General features: G+C 41.8%; 14 protein-coding genes and 1 tRNA gene. 7 read left to right on the plus strand and 8 right to left on the minus strand.

Translation table 11 applies throughout. The annotated features are described in order from the left end of the window. Positions 1-120: 120 nt before the first annotated feature. A complete protein-coding gene (locus tag HY841_01415; GenBank protein MBI4929391.1) occupies positions 121-381 on the minus strand; it encodes a helix-turn-helix domain-containing protein in 261 nt (86 codons plus the stop codon). 264 nt (positions 382-645) lie between these two features. Then, positions 646-718: transfer RNA gene (locus HY841_01420), tRNA-Lys, on the minus strand. A gap of 71 nt (positions 719-789) precedes the next feature. On the opposite strand from HY841_01420, the gene HY841_01425 reads away from it, so the two are divergent. The 3 genes from HY841_01425 (at position 790) to HY841_01435 (ending at position 8,597) form a co-directional block, all read left to right on the plus strand. Next, a complete protein-coding gene (locus tag HY841_01425; GenBank protein ID MBI4929392.1) occupies positions 790-1,299 on the plus strand; it encodes a shikimate kinase in 510 nt (169 codons plus the stop codon). 194 nt (positions 1,300-1,493) lie between these two features. Continuing rightward, positions 1,494-5,408 (plus strand): PKD domain-containing protein, encoded by a 3,915-nt coding sequence (locus tag HY841_01430; GenBank protein ID MBI4929393.1) that lies wholly within the window; start codon positions 1,494-1,496, stop codon positions 5,406-5,408. Between the two features lie 234 nt (positions 5,409-5,642). Then, positions 5,643-8,597, plus strand: coding sequence for a T9SS type A sorting domain-containing protein (locus tag HY841_01435; GenBank protein MBI4929394.1), 2,955 nt, complete (start codon positions 5,643-5,645; stop codon positions 8,595-8,597). A gap of 48 nt (positions 8,598-8,645) precedes the next feature. On the opposite strand, the gene HY841_01440 is transcribed toward HY841_01435, so the two are convergent. Beyond that, a complete protein-coding gene (locus tag HY841_01440; GenBank protein ID MBI4929395.1) occupies positions 8,646-9,011 on the minus strand; it encodes a hypothetical protein in 366 nt (121 codons plus the stop codon). Positions 9,012-9,351: 340 nt separating this feature from the next. On the opposite strand from HY841_01440, the gene HY841_01445 reads away from it, so the two are divergent. Next, positions 9,352-11,691 (plus strand): gliding motility-associated C-terminal domain-containing protein, encoded by a 2,340-nt coding sequence (locus HY841_01445; protein ID MBI4929396.1) that lies wholly within the window; start codon positions 9,352-9,354, stop codon positions 11,689-11,691. Between the two features lie 5 nt (positions 11,692-11,696). Here the strand turns inward: HY841_01445 and HY841_01450 are convergent, their stop codons facing one another. Together HY841_01450 and HY841_01455 are read right to left on the minus strand one after the other, a co-directional pair. Next, entirely contained in the window at positions 11,697-12,356 is a 660-nt protein-coding gene (locus HY841_01450; protein MBI4929397.1) for an acetyltransferase, read from the minus strand. A gap of 11 nt (positions 12,357-12,367) precedes the next feature. Next, the gene (locus HY841_01455; protein MBI4929398.1) at positions 12,368-13,651 is read right to left on the minus strand and encodes a hypothetical protein; all 1,284 of its coding nucleotides are present in this window, start codon (positions 13,649-13,651) and stop codon (positions 12,368-12,370) included. 92 nt (positions 13,652-13,743) lie between these two features. On the opposite strand from HY841_01455, the gene HY841_01460 reads away from it, so the two are divergent. Together HY841_01460 and HY841_01465 are read left to right on the plus strand one after the other, a co-directional pair. Beyond that, positions 13,744-15,243 (plus strand): polysaccharide biosynthesis C-terminal domain-containing protein, encoded by a 1,500-nt coding sequence (locus HY841_01460; GenBank protein ID MBI4929399.1) that lies wholly within the window; start codon positions 13,744-13,746, stop codon positions 15,241-15,243. A 15-nt stretch (positions 15,244-15,258) separates the two neighbouring features. Continuing rightward, the gene (locus tag HY841_01465; protein MBI4929400.1) at positions 15,259-15,405 is read left to right on the plus strand and encodes a hypothetical protein; all 147 of its coding nucleotides are present in this window, start codon (positions 15,259-15,261) and stop codon (positions 15,403-15,405) included. Positions 15,406-15,466: 61 nt separating this feature from the next. Here HY841_01465 and HY841_01470 read toward each other — a convergent pair whose 3' ends face one another. Both HY841_01470 and HY841_01475 read right to left on the minus strand, forming a co-directional pair. Then, a complete protein-coding gene (locus HY841_01470; protein ID MBI4929401.1) occupies positions 15,467-16,162 on the minus strand; it encodes a response regulator transcription factor in 696 nt (231 codons plus the stop codon). A 2-nt stretch (positions 16,163-16,164) separates the two neighbouring features. After that, on the minus strand, positions 16,165-16,527 hold the full coding sequence (locus HY841_01475; GenBank protein MBI4929402.1) for a YraN family protein: 363 nt from the start codon (positions 16,525-16,527) through the stop codon (positions 16,165-16,167). A gap of 204 nt (positions 16,528-16,731) precedes the next feature. Between HY841_01475 and HY841_01480 the strand changes: the two genes are divergently transcribed. After that, the gene (locus tag HY841_01480) at positions 16,732-17,370 is read left to right on the plus strand and encodes a DUF4412 domain-containing protein (protein MBI4929403.1); all 639 of its coding nucleotides are present in this window, start codon (positions 16,732-16,734) and stop codon (positions 17,368-17,370) included. Here the strand turns inward: HY841_01480 and HY841_01485 are convergent. Then, positions 17,361-18,251 carry an LD-carboxypeptidase gene (locus HY841_01485; GenBank protein ID MBI4929404.1) on the minus strand — a complete coding sequence of 297 codons (891 nt, stop codon included), beginning with the start codon at positions 18,249-18,251 and terminating at the stop codon, positions 17,361-17,363. The genes HY841_01480 and HY841_01485 overlap by 10 nt on opposite strands. Between the last annotated feature and the right edge of the window lie 69 nt (positions 18,252-18,320).

Genomic DNA, 18,320 nt, shown 5'->3' on the forward strand with positions numbered 1-18,320 from the left:
AGTTCATTGGCAGTTTTTCCTGCTTCATACTCCTTGAGTATGGTCAGAATTTGTGTTTCGTTGAATCGTGTTTTGTTCATCGGTTTAAAATTAGACCCAAAAGTCTAATTTTAAACTGTACTAATTCAGGGGAAGCTTACAACAGACATCGGACATTCGATAATAAACTTGCTTACCAATCTGGCTAAAGCGAATCAATCCTTTGTCTCGGTAATTTTGTGCTGTTCTTTTTGAGATTTTCAGCATACCAACAAACTCTGTATTGCTAACCCATTTGTCGCTAAATGATTGATGCTCCACCTCTATTAATCGATCCTGTATTGCATCCAACTTTTGCATGAGTCTTTTGAAAACCTCAGATTCAATTGTTATAACATTCATTATTTCGAGTTGTATATTATATCTGTAATAATATTTCCATATAATACCACTATGCTCGAAATCAAACTTTGTTGCATAAAAAATTTTACTTTCGTTAAATTATTTTATGAAACAAAAGAGTAAATTTGTATATACTAAGGTTGGATTATCTGAGTTGAGATCGTAGAATGTGATAGGGAGAGGGTGTTTTGTACCCTTATTTGTACCAAAAACAAAAACGCCTCCATAATCTATTGATTATGAAAGCGTGATGTTTGTAGGACGTGATCCCGCTGGGATTTGAACCCAGGACCCCTACATTAAAAGTGTAATGCTCTACCAGCTGAGCTACGGGATCAATTTCGTTTTTAAAAAGGAGCGCAAAGATATAAGCATTTTGGAATTACGGAAAAACTAATTTTGCATTGAATGAAGATATTTCTTACAGGATACATGGGCAGCGGAAAATCAACCGTTGGAAAACGGCTTGCTGAAAAACTCAATCTTGATTTCATTGACTTTGACAGGCATATTGAGCAGGAAAAGGGAAAAACCATTGCAGAAATTTTTGATGCTGAAGGAGAAGAAAAGTTCCGCCTGCTGGAGCGCGAACACCTGATAAAGCTTCTTGCAAAAGACAATGCCGTGATTTCTCTTGGCGGAGGAAGTCCCTGCTTTCACAACAATATGGAGATCATCAACAAAAACGGAACTTCCGTTTATATTGAAATGGATGCGGAAGCGCTCGTGAAGCGTTTGGCTGATTCAAGAAACAAACGCCCGCTTATCCGCGGAATGAACGAAGTGGATTTAAAATTTTTCATTGAAACGAATCTGAAAAAGCGCCAGTCAATATACAGGCAAGCTCACCACACAATAAAAGTTGATAAGCAAAATAGTGATGATTTGGCTGCGCAAATCATAAAACTTATTTCATGAAAGAGATTTTCATTACATCTGACTTCTTTCTTACTTACTTGCCCATGCAACCTTCTTCTCTTCTTTTACGTCTGCATTATCAGCCATCTCTTTGAAACAAAGCAATTAACAATAGCATACTGACAACTAATCTTTGAGCTGATTTTCGTTATCTAAAACATACTGCTATCTTTGTTTCGCTTAATCTTAGTGTATTGACTCCTCATTACGCAAATAACTTATCGTCTGATTTTCTACTCAAAAAACTGGGGAGTTATTTTTTTTTACTTCTTACTTCTTACTTCTTACTTCTTACTTCTGCTTCGGCTCAAAACGCCAACTTTTCCGCTTCGCCTGTTACCGGCTGCGCCCCGTTGCAGGTGTACTTCACTGACCTTTCTACCGGTAATCCAACAGCATGGAACTGGAATTTCGGCAATAGCGTTACTTCTACTTTTCAAAATCCTACCGCCTTTTATTTTAATCCCGGAGTTTATACCGTAACACTGACTGTTACCGGAGCCAATACCGACACAGAAATTAAAACCAATTACATTGTTGTTTACGACAAGCCGCAAGCCAATTTCACGATGAGTACTGATACCGCTTGCGTAGGTCAAGTAGTAACGTTCACTGATGCAAGTGTGATTGCAACCAATCCCAATGGCGCTCCCATCGGAAGCTGGATATGGGATTTTGGCGATGGCAATACACAGGCAGCAACTTCTTCTCCTGTAACCCATGCTTATTCTCTTCCCGGAAACTATCAGGTGAATGTAATTGTTACCGATGTGAACGGATGCGGTGGCGGCTCTATGGTTCATAACATTGTGATTGTGCCATCTCCTACTCCCGCGTTCACTGCCGATACTTTATTTGCCTGCACTCCTCCGCTCACCGTTACATTCACAAACAATTCTATTTCCAGCGGGCAAACTACTTACACATGGAATTTTGGTGACGGAAATACATCAACAGTGCCAAACCTAAATCCTACAGTACACACTTACACCACCTCAGGGTCATTTAACGTAACGCTCATCATCAATCAGAGCGGGTGCATTGATTCTCTGCTGATACCAAGCTATATTATCATTCAAAACATTACGGCAAGTTTTGTGGCAACGCCTACTGTGGTTTGTTCCGGACAATCCATATCATTCAACAATACATCTGCTCCTGCTGCAACAAGTGCAAGCTGGACTTTTGGCGATGGAAACTCTTCCACAACCATCAGCCCCGCCAACACCTACAACACAGCCGGAACTTATACGGTCACTCTTATTGCTGGCGAGAATGGATGCTTTGACACTACCACCGGAACTGTTCTCGTTAATCAAACACCTGTTGCAAGTTTCACTGCCGACACCATGGTTGCCTGCAATGTTCCGTTCACTGTAACTTTTACCAGTACAGGATCGGGAGGAACAAATTATTCGTGGAACTTCGGAGACGGTGGAACTTCTGCTCTGCAAAATCCTGTTCACACCTATACGGCTTCGGGAGTTTATTCCGTTACGCTCACCGTTACAAACTCAAGCGGTCCTTGTGTAACTACCATCGTGATGCCGAACTATATTACTATTTCTCCCCCAATAGCATCCTTCGTTCACGCGCCCGACAGCGGATGCGTTCCGCTCACAGTAAATTTTCTGAGCACGAGTACAAGTTTAATTGATCCGATTGCCACTTACAGCTGGAGTTTTGGCGATGGAAGTAATTCCACTACCGCTGCTACGGGGATTTCTCATACATACACTGCCACCGGTATTTACACTGTAACGCTCATCATTCAAACCGCAAACGGATGCTCTGATACCATTGTTTGTCCAGGTTGCATACATGTAGGAACTCCTCCCTTTGCCAATTTTGGAATTGTAGAGGACACCGTTTGCTACGGATTGCCGGTAAATTTTCTTGATTCATCCACCGGAAATGTAACCGGCTGGTACTGGAGTTTTGGCGATGGGGGCTCAAGCACTCAGCAAAATCCGACCTACACATATGGCGATACCGGAACCTATCAGGTTTATCTCATCGCTTACAACAACGGATGCGCGGACACTTCGGTTATTAAAAACGTAGTGATACTTCCGCCCAAAGCAGTTTTCACTTATTCGCTTAGCTGCACCAATTATTATATTGTTCAGTTTTCCGATGCATCAGAAGGAGCTGATTCATTGTTCTGGGATTTCGGTGACGGCTCGCAGGATTCATCCAACATTCTCAATCCTGTTCATACGTATCCTGTTCGAGGTCCGTTCACGGTTACGCTCACCGCGTATAATTATTCCACTGGCTGTTTCAATTCAGCTTCTGCCTCATTCACCATTGCGGAACCGATAGCGAGTTACACGGTAAATCCGGATGGATGCTATCCGTTCACCGCCAACTTCACCAGCACATCGCAGGATGCAAATACCTATTGGTGGAACTTTGGCGACCCTTCAACAATTCTTGACACTTCGCTCATTTCAAATCCTTCTTACACGTATAACAATCCTGCCGCCTACACCGTCACCTTCATCATCACCGATGTGAACGGATGCAAAGACACGCTGCAGGATACCGTGAAATCACTGGGACCCCTGCCCTACTTTTTTGCCGACACGCTCACAGGTTGCCGCCCGCTTCCGGTCACTTTCATTGATACTTCTATTTCTGATTCCGTGCTCGTGCAATGGATATGGGATTTCGGTGACGGCACAATTGATACTACAAACAATGATTCCATCATTCACATTTATACTACTCCGGGCAATTATGCTGTAACCATGACAGTAAAAGACACAAACGGGTGCATGAAAATAATCACCATCAACAATTACATTCAGCCCACTTTCCCCTATCCTGCTTTCACAGTGGATACCTTTGCCTGCAAAGGCGATTTGCTCACCTATACTTATACAGGAACCGCTGTGGTACCCAATACTTATCTATGGGATTTTGGTGATGCCAATACTTCCACATTACAAAATCCCACGCACGCTTATACGAATGATGGCTTATACATTGTCTCGCTCACCGTAACTGACATTAACGGATGCGACAGCACTCTCACCGATACGGTTCGCATTCTCAAACCCACTGCCAACTTCAGCTGGGCGATTGATACCATGTTATGCAATAATCTGGTAATTGATTTCACAGATTTATCCACCGGGTTTGTAAATGCATGGTCATGGAATTTCGGCAACGGAGGAACATCCACCGGGCAGAATCCTTCTGCCATTTATTCTTCGGGAGGAATTTACAGCGTTACGCTGATCGTCACCAATGCAGGTGGCTGCATAGACACCATTGTGATGGACAGTATTATCAATGTGCCGTTTCCTACCGGAAGTTTTTCTCTTACACCTACATCAGGATGCAATCCGCTCACCGTATGTTTTAACTCCATCAGCATTAACACCATTAATTATTTCTGGGATTTTGGAGATGGGGGAACAGCCAGCATTCAGAATCCCTGCCACTTATATACGAATGCAGGACAATGGATTCCGCATCTTATACTTGAAGATACTTTGGCAGACGGCTCACCATGTCAAACGGTTGTGTACCCACCCGATACTGTATTAGTAACAAACATCATTAACGTTTCTCTCAGCGGTCCTTCTGTTATTACCGTTCCTGCCGACAGCATCATTGCTGTTACTGCCACCTACAGCGGAGGTGTTCCTCCTTATACATATTACTGGACACCGGCAACAGGATTAAACTGCGACACCTGCACCAGCGTTTTGATCATCGGAACCGGAGACACAATTGTGTACACTTTTATCATTTATGATTCATCGGGCTGCATTGGTAAGGATTCCATTTTTATTTTATCCGAGCCCTGCTTGCAGGAAAAATTAATTCCGAACGTGTTCACTCCTAATGGCGATGGATATAACGATATCTTTTACATTCCGGGAGTTTGTCCGGGCGATAAATATTCCCTTCAGATTTATGACCGGTGGGGCGTGCTCCTGTTCACAACCACCCTGCGCAACAACGGATGGGATGGCAGAACCAACGCGGGCATTCAGGCGAAAGACGGCACTTATTATTATGTGGTGAGCATGCATGTTAAACAGCCAACTGAAGAAGACAGAATTTACAAGGGATTTGTGGAGTTGATAAGGTAATTTTTTTGAATGTACCCTTTTTGAGATAAAGTGTGTCTTTGCATTAATTGGAATTACTGACTTCCTCGCGCATTAATAATTTAATTTTGTCTTGTCTTTTTGAAACCTTTCCAAACTTTCTCACGTTAGAAGCAACAATATCTTTCACCCATGAATCCGCTCCCAATCATCTGCCTTTCTTCCGCTCATTTATTTCTTTTGCATTCAACCACTAATCCATTATAAACAACTATCATGAAAAAATTAATTACACAAGTATCGGTTCTTCTGACGATTGGCTGCGCTTTTACATTTAATGCAAAGGCACAGCACAGCGATACATTATATCCGGCTGCCGATGCATATGCGGTAACATTCGGAGGAGGGCAAGGCAAGAACTCGTTTATGAAATTTGATATTTCATCCCTGCCTGCCAATAGCGTAGTAGGAAATGTTACGCTGCAGGTGAATGTTACCCAGGTAGGCATAAGCTGGGATGGCGATGTTAAGTTCATGAATGTAAATAATCAGGCATGGACAGAAAGTGATTTGCAAGCAACGCTGATGGGATTTACCCGCACGGATACCGTTCTGCAGTTGCTGGGTTTCGGAATGGCACCGGGGCTTGCTTCCTCAGCAGATATAAAGCAAATTCTTTTAAAGGATTATAATCTTTCCAACAATTTCTGCACGGTGATGCTGAAAGATTTCGATGACCCGACCTGCTGCACCGGAGGCGGAAATGCCGTGAACTCGCCCGATAGTTTAATGACCGGAAATATTTTTAATGATTACATCGTTTACACTCCGCGCGAAACACCGGCTTCAAAACCAAGGTTAGTGGTAACCTATACGGTTGCACCCACTATTACCACACAGCCGGTTAACGCAACAGCATGTGTTGGAACCTCTGCCACTTTCAGCGTTACCGCTTCAGGCGATGCGCCACTTTCTTACCAATGGCAAAAAAACGGTGTTGATATTGGCGGTGCTACTTCTGATATTTATTCTATTGGTTCTGTTGTAGTAACTGATGCCGGAAATTACAGATGCTACGTTACCAATGCAGTTGGTTCAGATACCAGCAATGCGGCTTCTTTAACTGTAAATACAAACCCTGTTGTTACTCTGAGCGGCAACCCTGACATTTGCACAGGAGGAAGCACTATCCTCACTGGCTCTTCTGGCGGAACACGTCAATGGTACAAGAACGGGCAAATTATTGTTGGAGAAGTCAACACTACTTATACAGCCACCACGGCAGGAATATACAATATGATAAAGACCAATGTCACTGGCTGCAGCGATTCCGCTTCAACAGGGATTACTGTTATTGTACATCCACTTCCGGTAGTTAACTTAGGCGCGGATGTAACTCAATGTGGCGGCACTGTTATTCTCAATGCAGGAAATCCGGGTTCCACTTATGCATGGACTCCTGCAGCTACAACACAAACGATTAGTGTTTCTTCTATAGGAAATTATTCTGTAATCGTTACGGATGCAAACGGATGTACGGGTTCTGATGCAGCTACCGTAACCATTAATCCTCTTCCTTCCATAACGCTTGACAGCACATTTGATGTAAACTGCAACGGAGGAGCGGATGGAGAAATTTATACTACCTCTTCTGGCGGAACTGCGCCTTACACGTATTTGTGGATGCCCGGTGCCGGATTGACCGGAGATTATATTGGAGTAAGTGCGGGAGCCTACACGCTCACCACTACCGATGCCAATGGATGCACCAAAACAAAGAATGCAACTGTTAATGAACCTACTGCTATTTCTGTTACGGTTGACAGCGTTTTTGATGCAACAAGTTGTAATTCTTCTAACGGAAAAATTTATACCACTTTATCAGGAGGAACAAGCGCCTTCACCTATGTGTGGGCGCCTTCAGGAGGAACAACGGGTGATGCCACCGGACTTGCCATCGGAACCTATACCCTCAATGTGATTGATGCCAACGGATGCGCCTCTTCTGCAACGTCAGCAATAATCAATGCAGGGCTCATTACGCTCGCTTTTGATTCCTCGTTCAACGTAACCTGCAACGGAGGCAGCGATGGAGAAATTTATACCACCGCAACAGGCGGTGCAGGCGCACTCACTTACAACTGGAATCCCGGAAACGGAAATGCAGATGACACTACGGGCATTCCTGCAGGAACTTATACGCTCCTTGTCACCGATGCAAGCGGATGCACTCAGTCAGTAACCGCCTCTTTAACCCAGCCGGCAGTTCTTTCATCCTCCGTAACCGGAACATTTCCTTCCTGCGCGGGAGATAACAACGCCACTGCCAACCTCACCGTTAATGGCGGCAGCGGAAATTTTTCTTACCTCTGGTCGAATGGAGCCACCACGCAGGATCTTACAGGGATTGTTGCCGGTCAATACATTGTTACGGTAGTGGATTTATCCTGTGCAGATACGGTGAAAGATACCATCCTGATTATTGACCCGGACCCGCTGGCAGCTTTCGGAAGCATTACAAATGTTTCCTGCAATGGAGGAAGCAATGGCTCAGTTAATCTTACTGCCATTGGCGGAAGCACGCAATATGTTTATTTATGGTCGCCTGGCGGAGCCACCACGCAGGATGTTTCCGGCTTAACAAGCGGAACGTATACGGTGCAGGTAATTGATACCGTTTGTATTGATACGGTAATTAAATTTTTTACCATTACCCAGCCAACTGCTCTCGCTGCCACCTTCAGCATCAACGCTCCTATATGCGGCAACAGTAACGGAACAGCACAAGTAAACCCAACGGGTGGAACTCCGCCATTAACTTATTTATGGAACACCGGCTCAACACAGTCGTTTGTTTTCGGACTGACAGGGCTGCCCACCAATACACTTATTGTAACCATCACTGATTCTAAAGGATGCACGTTCACAGATACTACCTATGTGAGTTGTATATCCGCTGTCAATGAAGCATTTCTTGAAATAACCGATGTTGCGGTCTACCCGAATCCGAGCAATGGCGATTTCAGCATCACCCTGAATGCCCCAGCAAAAGGAAATTATGTGATTGAAATAAATAATGAACTCGGGCAAAAAGTGTATGCGTATGAACTGAAAAACTTCTCAGGAAACTTCACAAAGAAATTTTCTGCCGCAGATTTCAGCAGCGGAATCTATATGCTCAGCATCAAAAATGAGAATAACAGGATTATAAGAAAGGTGATGGTGCAGTAATCCCTGTCATGAATTAGAGAATTTCTTTGTTACGATTGGAGGAAAAACTCATTTACCTGGAGGAAAAGAGCGCCTTCTTGTAACAAAAATATTTAACACAGGAGCAAAATGGTTCAACACAGGAGCAAAATGGTTCGACATAGGAGCAAAATGGTCTGACAAAGGAACAAAATGGTCTGACACAGGAACAAAATGGTCTGACAAAGGAACAAGATGGTCTGACAAAGGAACAAAATGGTCTGACACAGGAGCAAAATGGTCTGACAAAGGAGCAAAATGGTCTGACAAAGGAACAAAATGGTCTGACAAAGGAGCAAAATGGTCTGACAAAGGAGCAAAATGGTCTGACAAAGGAACAAAATGGTCTGACACAGAAGCAAAATGGTCTGACAAAGGAACAAAATGGTCTGACACAGGAGCTATGTCAGATGGATTTTTATCGAAATTATTAATGTAGGTTTAAAATCTGTCTGTTTTTATAAATCAAACAACTTTTTATTGGAGGAAAAACTCATTTACCTGAAGGAAAAGAGCGTAAATTCCCCTACAAACGACTGATGTAAGGAAACAAAGAGCGTAAATGCCCTTACATTTCTCTTGCGGGAACTCCTACCACTTTTGTATTTGCTTTTACGGTGCGGATGACAACACGCTGGCATTGCCAGTGATGAGAATATGTTGCATAATGTTGTATCTGTTTTATCAAAAAGGAGATTAAAAATGGTTAATTTTGCTTATGTGAAAATATCTTCCAATGTTTTATATAAAATTAAATTTTAAGATATTTTTTTTATTTGCAGTATTATTTCTTCTTCATCCTTATTCTATCATATTCTCTCAAGGTACTTGGACGCAGAAAGCAAGTTTACCAGCACAAGGAAGACGAGGCTCTTCCGGTTTCTCAATAGGAAATAAAGGATATATTGGTTGTGGACTAAATAACTCTGGCAGCGCAATGAGTGATTTTTGGGAGTGGTACCAGTCTTCCAACACTTGGACTCAAATGGCAAATATTCCAACTGCAAGAATTGATGGCATTGGTTTTTCTATAAGTACAAAAGGATATATTTCTACAGGTTATTTAAATGGCTCAACATATCATAATGATTTATGGGAATGGGATCAAAGTACAAATACATGGAGTCAAAAGGCAAATATGCCTGCGGGTGCAAATAGCAGAGCAACTGGAGTTGGGTTTGTGATTGGAACAAACATATATATTGTTACTGGTTATTACAATCCCTCCGTAAGTTATTATAGCGATATGTGGGAATGGAATCAAGCAACCAATACATGGACACAAAAAACGAATTTCAGTGGCACAATCAGAGCTTACGCAACTGGATTTTCAATAGGCACGAAAGGATATTTAGGAACTGGAGCATATCTTCCTTCTTCATCATTCTATAATGATTTTTGGGAATGGGATCAATCTACAAATACGTGGACGCAGAAAGCAAATTTTTCTGGCTCCCAAAGATTTGAAGCAGTTGGATTTTCAATTGGCAATAAAGGGTTCATAGGTACTGGTGGAACAATTGGGACATACACAAATGATTTTTGGCAATGGGACCAAACGACAAATACATGGAGCACAATACCAACTCTTCCATCCTCTGCACGTGCTGATGTAGACAGAGGAACATTTGTGATTTGTTCTAAAGGATATATCTGTGGAGGATGGGACGGTGGTACATACTTTAATGATTTATGGGAATATTCATCTAACAATGTTTCAATTAATATTAATGGACCCTCTACAATTTGTATCGGTTCTTCATCTACAATAAGCGCTTCAGGCGGGATAAATTATTCGTGGAGCACTGGCGCTACCACTTCTTCAATCAGTATTACTCCTTCAACTACTACTGCTTACAGTGTAACCGTTACAGAATCGGGCGGATGCACATCCATTTTATCTGCAACCGTTACTGTTAATGCATTACCGACTCCAACAATTTCTCCTTCAACTACTATTTGCAGCGGAGATGCCGTTACGCTTACCGTTACCGGAGGCAACTCTTATTCATGGAGCAACGGCTCTTCCGCTTCATCAATTGTTGTCAGCCCGACATCAACCTCTTCGTACAGCGTAACAGTGACTAATGCAAGCGGGTGCACGAAAACTGCCACCACGTTTGTTACTGTCAATAATTCTGTTTCAGCATTAATTACCGGAAACAATTTACTTTGTTCGGGAGATTCAACTGCTCTTATTGCTTCGGGTGGAAATTCTTTTTTATGGAGCACCGGAGCCACCACTTCCTCCATCATTGTTTCACCAGCGAATAACACCGGTTACGCTGTGCTGGTTTCTTCGGGCAGTTGCAGCGATACCGCATCTGTTTTAGTAACAGTTTCTCCTCCTCCGAACGCAATCATTTCACCGAACACCACCCTTTGTGCCGGAGAAAACAGTACGCTTACCGCATGGGGTGGCGGGAATTATTTGTGGAGCAACGGAACAACTACTGCTTCAATTATAATTGCACCTGCATCAACTGTTTCTTATTCGGTAATTGTATCCATCGGCTCTTGTTCCGATACCGCAAGCACAACTATTACTGTTGTTCCCCAAACAACTGTTAACGCATGTTGTAATACTACCATCACTTCGGGCAATACAACCACTCTTTCCGCATCAGGAAGCGGAACTTATTCATGGAGCAACGGGGCAACTGCGAGTATAATTACAGTAAGCCCTACCTCTACTACTGTTTACTATGTTATTACAACCAACTCATGGGGCTGCAGTGATGTTGACACCGTCATTGTATTTGTTGTTGAACCCGATTGCGGCAATCCGGAAAAGGATTTGTTTATCCCCAATGCATTCAGCCCGAACAATGACGGAGAGAATGATGTTCTTGTTATCTCTTATATAAAAGGAATCAGTTGCATAAAAAATTATTACCTGGCAATATTCAATCGCTGGGGAGAAAATATTTTTGAAACAGAAAAAATATCAGATGCCTGGGATGGAAAACTGAATGGAAAAGTTTTTGACCCTGCCGTATTTACTTATTATTGTAAAGCAACAACACTTGCAGGGCAGGAAGCGATTAAAAAAGGAAATATTACTTTGTTGCGGTAACTTTTTTATTCCTTATTCTCTTTAATAACCTTAGCAGGAATTCCAACAGCAGTAACATTAGCAGGAATATTTTTATTTACAACAGCGCCAGCTCCGATAATTGAATACTTTCCTATTGTTATTTTTTCGAGTATGGTTGCGTTTGTGCCAATCAAAACTCCTTCTTCTAATATTACGTCACCGGAAATATTTACTCCGGGATTAATGGTGCAGTAATCATGAACAACTGAATAGTGTCCGAGTGTACAAGCAAGGTTGAAAATTACATGGTCAAGTATGTTAATATTTGTTGTGAAAATATTTCCAGCAGTAACTACTGTTCCCTCCCCAATGGTTGTTGTCTCTGACATAATAACTGATGGATGAACTCCGGTTGCAAATTTGACATTAAAACTTTTCAAATGTTGAACTACTTTTGATTTTGCTTTAGGACTTCCGATACAACATACATAGTTATAATCGCTTTTGTGATTATCCTTCAGCCAATCCTTGCCTCCTAAAACGGGGACTCCATTTCTGATTTTACCTTTCATATCAGGATTGTCATCAAGAAAACCAGCAATATCCCATTGAGTGTCTTTGCCTGCTTTATTTATGTCTCTGAACAATTGGACAATTTCATCTCCAAAATTTGAAGCCCCGAATAAGATTAATTTATTTGCCATGAAAGATGGTATTAGAGTACAAGTTTATTATAAAAATTTAACAGACGCTTCGTATTATCCTTTAATGATAGTTTTTTCTGGGCTAAGATTACATTTTCAGCAAGTATTGTATAATCATCTTGAAAAAGAATTTTTCGCAAATCGAGCAAGTCTTGCTTGTCAATCAAAATACCTGATTTATATCGCTTTACTATCCACGACTGATAGACAATGTTCTCCGATATAATAACAGGTATTCCCGCTTCAATAAAATTAAAAAGCTTCAATGTTGTACAGTATTTGTATTTGTCATACGATTGTTTATGCAATTCTTTATTGACAAATCCAGTATGAAAACCAAAATGATACTTCGATAATTCCTCAGCCAGTTTATCCTGCGCCACAGGTTCATGAAAATGAAAAAAGGAATTCTGCTTTGCAATTTGCTCGTACTCTTCATAATCAGCCCGTATATTTGAGGGGCTGGGATAAATATGAAAATGGATTTCTTGCTTTGAGAGAATGTTTATGATTTCATGGAACTGTATGTTGCCGTATTGTTTTGGATTGCGGTGAGAGCCCGCCACGCCTCCGGCATAGACCAGAGACCCCTCTCCATCTCTCCCCCAAGGGGAGAGGGAAGAAACCCCTTCCCTTCGGGAAGGAAGGGATGGGCTCTTCTGAAACACATCGTCATCGCAGTAAAGCGGGAAGAAAATGGTCTTGGGTTTTTTCTTTATGCCGTATTTTCTGAACGCCACATTGGGCTCGAGCGAATGAGCAACAAGTCCATCGGCTTTCTCCAAACATTCTCTTTCATGCGGCAGTTCTTTTTTCAGCCAGCCGAGCGCGGGATTCAAGCCGTAATAAATGGAATAAACATCCTGCATATCTAAAACAAACGGAACTTTCAGCGTTTGCCTTGCGATGTTGGGATAATAACTCTTGGGAGCAAAAGCGTGCATGAGGGAAACTTGGGGAAGTTGTTTCAGAATCCGTTTCAGATGAAATGCGTTGCGGAAAAGAAACACGGCATCAAACTCATTGTTGCTGAACTTTTCAAAATAACCGCGCTGGCTGCATACAAGAATGGTTGAATATTCTCCGCTTCGCTTCACCCACTTGGCTATTCTCGGAATCCGTGCAGGCAGTTGTTCTCCGAGATAGACAATAACTTTCTTTTCGCTGCGTTTCAGCTTGCCGGTGCCTGTAACAGGAACATTCAGCGCGTATAAAATGAAATCAAATACTGAACTAAACTTTTCGTACAAAAACCATTTCAGTTTGACAAAAAATATTTTCGCTGATGCGTTCATTGCCTGCAAAGGTCAAAGTTTTTAAGATATGAGCGTTAAAAAAATAATCTGTAATCTGTAATCTGTAATCTGTAATCTCGTTTCTTCGTAACATGGGCATCGTTCAGCGCGACAGCATACGCATCATGGTCATCTCTTATCTGGGAGCTGCCATCGGTTATCTGAACAAGATCCTGCTCTTCACCAACTTTCTTACGGCAGAACAGGTAGGTCTCTCCAATATTATCATCAGTATTGCAGCCGTGTACGCTCAGTTTTCAGGATTAGGAATGACAGGTGTTACCATAAAATTCTTTCCATATTTCAAGGACAAGGAAAAACATCATCACGGATTTTTATTCTGGACATCCCTCCTTTCCTTATTCGGCTTCCTGCTGCTGACCATTATCTTTTTGCTGTTTAAATCTCCCATCATAAATTATTATTCTGAAAAATCCCCTTTGCTCGTTGAGTATTCGTTTTACGTGATTCCGCTTGCGCTTGCCACTGTTTATTACAACCTGCTGGAAGTTTTCCTGCGCTCGCTGATGAAAACGGTGGTATTCTCGCTCGTCAACGAAATTGTTTTACGCCTGATGATCTCCGCCAGCATTTTGCTTTTCGCATTTAAGCTTGTTTCTTTTCACGAATTTGTCATCATTTATGTAGGAGTGAATTGTTCCGCCACGCTCATCCTGCTGGTGTACATGGCTTACCTGAAACAGCTTTTATTCAAACCCGAATGGAGCAGCACCACCAAACGTTTTTTCAAAATTGTTCTCCATTACGGTTCGTTTGCCATCGTTGGCAACATGAGTTACATTCTGATGAATAACATTGACGCGCTGATGGTAGCTGCCATGATCGGGTTGAAGGATACGGGAGTTTACACCACCGTGTTTTTTATAGCAACGGTCATGCTAATTCCCTACCGCTCGCTGGCAAGAGTGGCGAGTCCGCTGGTGGCGCAGTTCTGGAAAAACCGCGAGATGAAAAAAATGCACGACCTCTACAAAAAAGTTACGCTGATGAGTTTGATTACCGGATGTTTTATTTTCCTTGGATTGTGGGTGAACATTGATAATATTTTTCATTTCATTCCGGATGAATACGCATCGGGCAAATATGTTTTTCTTTTTCTCGGCATCGGGCGGTTGTTCGACATGGCAACGGGCATCAACGGAATCATCCTTGTCACTTCAAAAAAATACAGATACGATCTGCTCTTCACCATTTTGCTGATTGGCGTAATGATTGCGCTGAACCTTGCCTTTATTCCAACATACGGCATTGAAGGCGCCTCGTTCGCTACCATGCTTTCCATTATCACGCTCAACACGCTTCGCATTATTTACATCTGGAGCGTGTTTGGCATGCAGCCCTTTGACTTTAAAAGTGTGTGGGTGATTCTTATCGGGGTTTTCACGCTCGGAGTGATTTATTTCATCCCTCCTATCCTGAATGTTTATGCCGACATGATTATCCGCTCGCTTATTTGCCTTGTGCTTTACGCTGCGCCTGTGTTATGGCTGAAACTTTCTGAAGAAGTGAATGAGAATGCAATAAAAATTCTGAAGGCAGCCCACCTTTATCCTCCCGAAGGGAGGAAATAAAAAACCTAATAACTCATGTTACGCAGAAAAGCAAATAACCGCAGAGAAAACAGAGAAAACAACACGCGGAGAGTCGCAGAGAAAATACAATACTGTATGTATTCTCAGCAGTTCTCTGCGTACAACCTCAGCGGACTCTGCGGTAAAAATGTATTTGCGTAACATGAGCTAATAATAAAAATAGGATTATACTCCTTCCCTTCGGGAAGGTTGGGATGGGCTTTCAATCTGTGAATTTATACCCCACTCCCCTCACCGAAAAAAAATGTTTCGGCTCTCGCGGGTTTTTTTCAAAGTACTTGCGGAAACTCACAATATAATTATCAATCGTTCGGGTGGAAGGATAGACATCATATTCCCATATGGTTCGTAAAATATCTTCGCGCGACACCACTTCATTCTTCCGTTCAATCAGCAGTTTCAGCAGTTGAATTTCCCGCTTGGAAATAGTCTGTTTTGTTCCGTCTCTTCCGATAATATCAAAAGTCAGGTAATTGATTTCGCATTTTCCGAATTTATAATTCTGATCGGAGATCCGGGATTCGGGATTTTGATTTTTTCTTTTCACAAGTTTGCTTACTCTCAGCAAAAGTTCTTCCAGGTTGAACGGCTTTGCCAGATAATCATCAGCTCCCAGTTTTAATCCGTGTATCCGCTCATCGCTTGCGCCTTTTGCAGTGAGAAAAATTACGGGCACTTCTGTATTCTCCAACCGGATTTTCTGACAAAGCGTATAGCCGTCCATTTCGGGAAGCATTACATCCAGCACAATCAGATCAAAATGAGCTGAACGAAATGTTTCATAAGCAACTTTTCCATCACGGGCATCGGTAACATTATATCCTTCCATCTCCAGATTCAAATGGATGGTGTTTCGTAGGTTTTCTTCGTCCTCAACTAATAATATTCTGTGTGCCATAATTATGCAATGGGATGAAAGGCATCTTCAATATGATTTATCCTGTGTTTTTTTCCTGTAAGAATCACGCCTATGATGTCAAACCTTGCTTCCAATTCAAGATTGTTTTTTTCAATGTATGCGTTTGCCGCTTTAATCAGATTCTTTTGCTTTTGCCGGTTCACAAATTCTTCGGGCTCGCCAAAAAAATTCCCGCTTCGGGTTTTAACTTCTGCAATTACAAGAATGTCGTTATGCCGGGCGATAATATCAATTTCTTCCCTTCCGAACCTCCAGTTTTTTTCAAGAATAGCATAGCCCTTTGCTTCAAGATAAACGGCAGCTAAGTCTTCTCCCTGAATGCCTGTATCGTTATGCTCAGCCATGGGGCAAAATTACGAGTTACGAATGACGAATGACGAATATTACAGCCCTTTTTTTCATAGCATATGTATTGCCATCTGCCATCTTCCCTTTTACATCTTACATGTTTTGGTATGATTGTTGAATTCTCCATGATATTGTTCTCAAAAAAACATTACTTTAGCAACCTCTCCCGAAGGGATTCCTTCGGAAAAAAACAAAATACTATGAAAAAATTATTTCTCACCGCATTATTCGGAATCTCAGGAATGCTGATGGTTTCCGCACAATCTTTTGAAGGCGTTATCGAATTCAAAAAGCAAACCGCCACCGATACGGTAAATTATATTTACTACGTTAAAGGAGATAAAATCCGCCTTGATGAAATTGGCAGCAAATCCAAAAAAGTGGAAGGCAGTTTTCTCATTGACCTGAAAACAAACAGCATGGTTTCGCTCAGCCACGAACGCAAACTTTATATTGAACAGGCATCGGGCACACCGGCAACTATTACCGGAAAACCAGAAGTGAAGAAAACGGGAGCTACAAAAACCATTCAGGGCATGAAGTGCACCGAATATGTTGTAAAGAATCCTGATGAAAAAGTGCAGGTAACGTACTGGATGGCGAACGGAAAATTTGATTTCTTTTTCAGACTTCTGAAAGTGCTTAACAGAAAAGATAAATCAGCCGTATATGTGCAGCAAATCACAGGCGCTGAAGGTTCGTTTCCATTCCTTTCCAGTCAGGTAAATCTTGAGACCAATAAAGAAGATGTAAAAATGGAAGTAACTAAAGTTGACAAGAAATCTGTTGATGCGAATTTGTTTGAGATTCCGAAAGATTATCAGAAGTTTCAGAAATAAAGAGATACTTTCTTACCCACACTAAGCTTAGCCCTTCTGCCAAACGGAAGGGCTAAATTTTTTGTCTGATGTCCGGCAGGAAATCCAAAGCATACAGGATAATCATATTCTTTTACAGCATCCAGAATAATTTCTTCAGCAGTTTTGCCGAATGGGATTGTGTTGTCCTTCATATCAGACATTCCGCCCACAATTAATCCTGCGAGATGAGAAAGTTTTCCTGCACGTTTTAATGAAACCATCATTCGGTCAATATGATAAAGGTATTCGTCCAGGTCCTCAATGAAAAGAATTTTCCCGGAAGTAGAAATTCCTGACTTGCTCCCCTTCAAAGCATAAAGCAAAGAAAGGTTTCCCCCCACTAAGCTTCCTTCTGTTTTTCCTTTTCGATTCAGGGGATGTGAGCTGATTTTGTAAGAAATTGTTTCTCCGAATAAAGCTTGTCTTAGCATTTCTACAGATTCTTCGTCCTTAGAAAAATTGATTGGCATTGTGCCATGAATTGTTTCTATCTCAAAATTCTGATGAATGTGCGAATGTAAAACCGTTATGTCGCTGTAACCAATGATCCACTTTGGGTTGTTCTGAAATTTCTTGAAATTAAGTTTATCAATGATTCTCAACGTGCCGTATCCTCCCCGCGCGCTGATGACAGCACGAATGGAAGTATCATCCAGCATCTCTTGTAAATCTTTTTCCCGTTGTTCATCACTTCCGGAATACTGATTCTCACATCCGAAAAGATTTTTTCCAGGAATAACTTTCAATCCCCATTTTTCAAAAGTATCAATGGCAAACTGAATTTCTTCCCTGGAAATTTTTCTCGCGGGAGCAGTGATTCCTATCTTGTCGCCTTTCTTTAAGTAAGGAGGTGCGGTCATTTATTTATCTTTGTCACGAAAATAAAACAGTTTACAGTTTACAGTTTACAGTTTACAGTTTTATTACCA

This window comes from Bacteroidota bacterium (assembly GCA_016213405.1).
Lineage (GTDB): Bacteria > Bacteroidota > Bacteroidia > Palsa-948 > Palsa-948 > Palsa-948.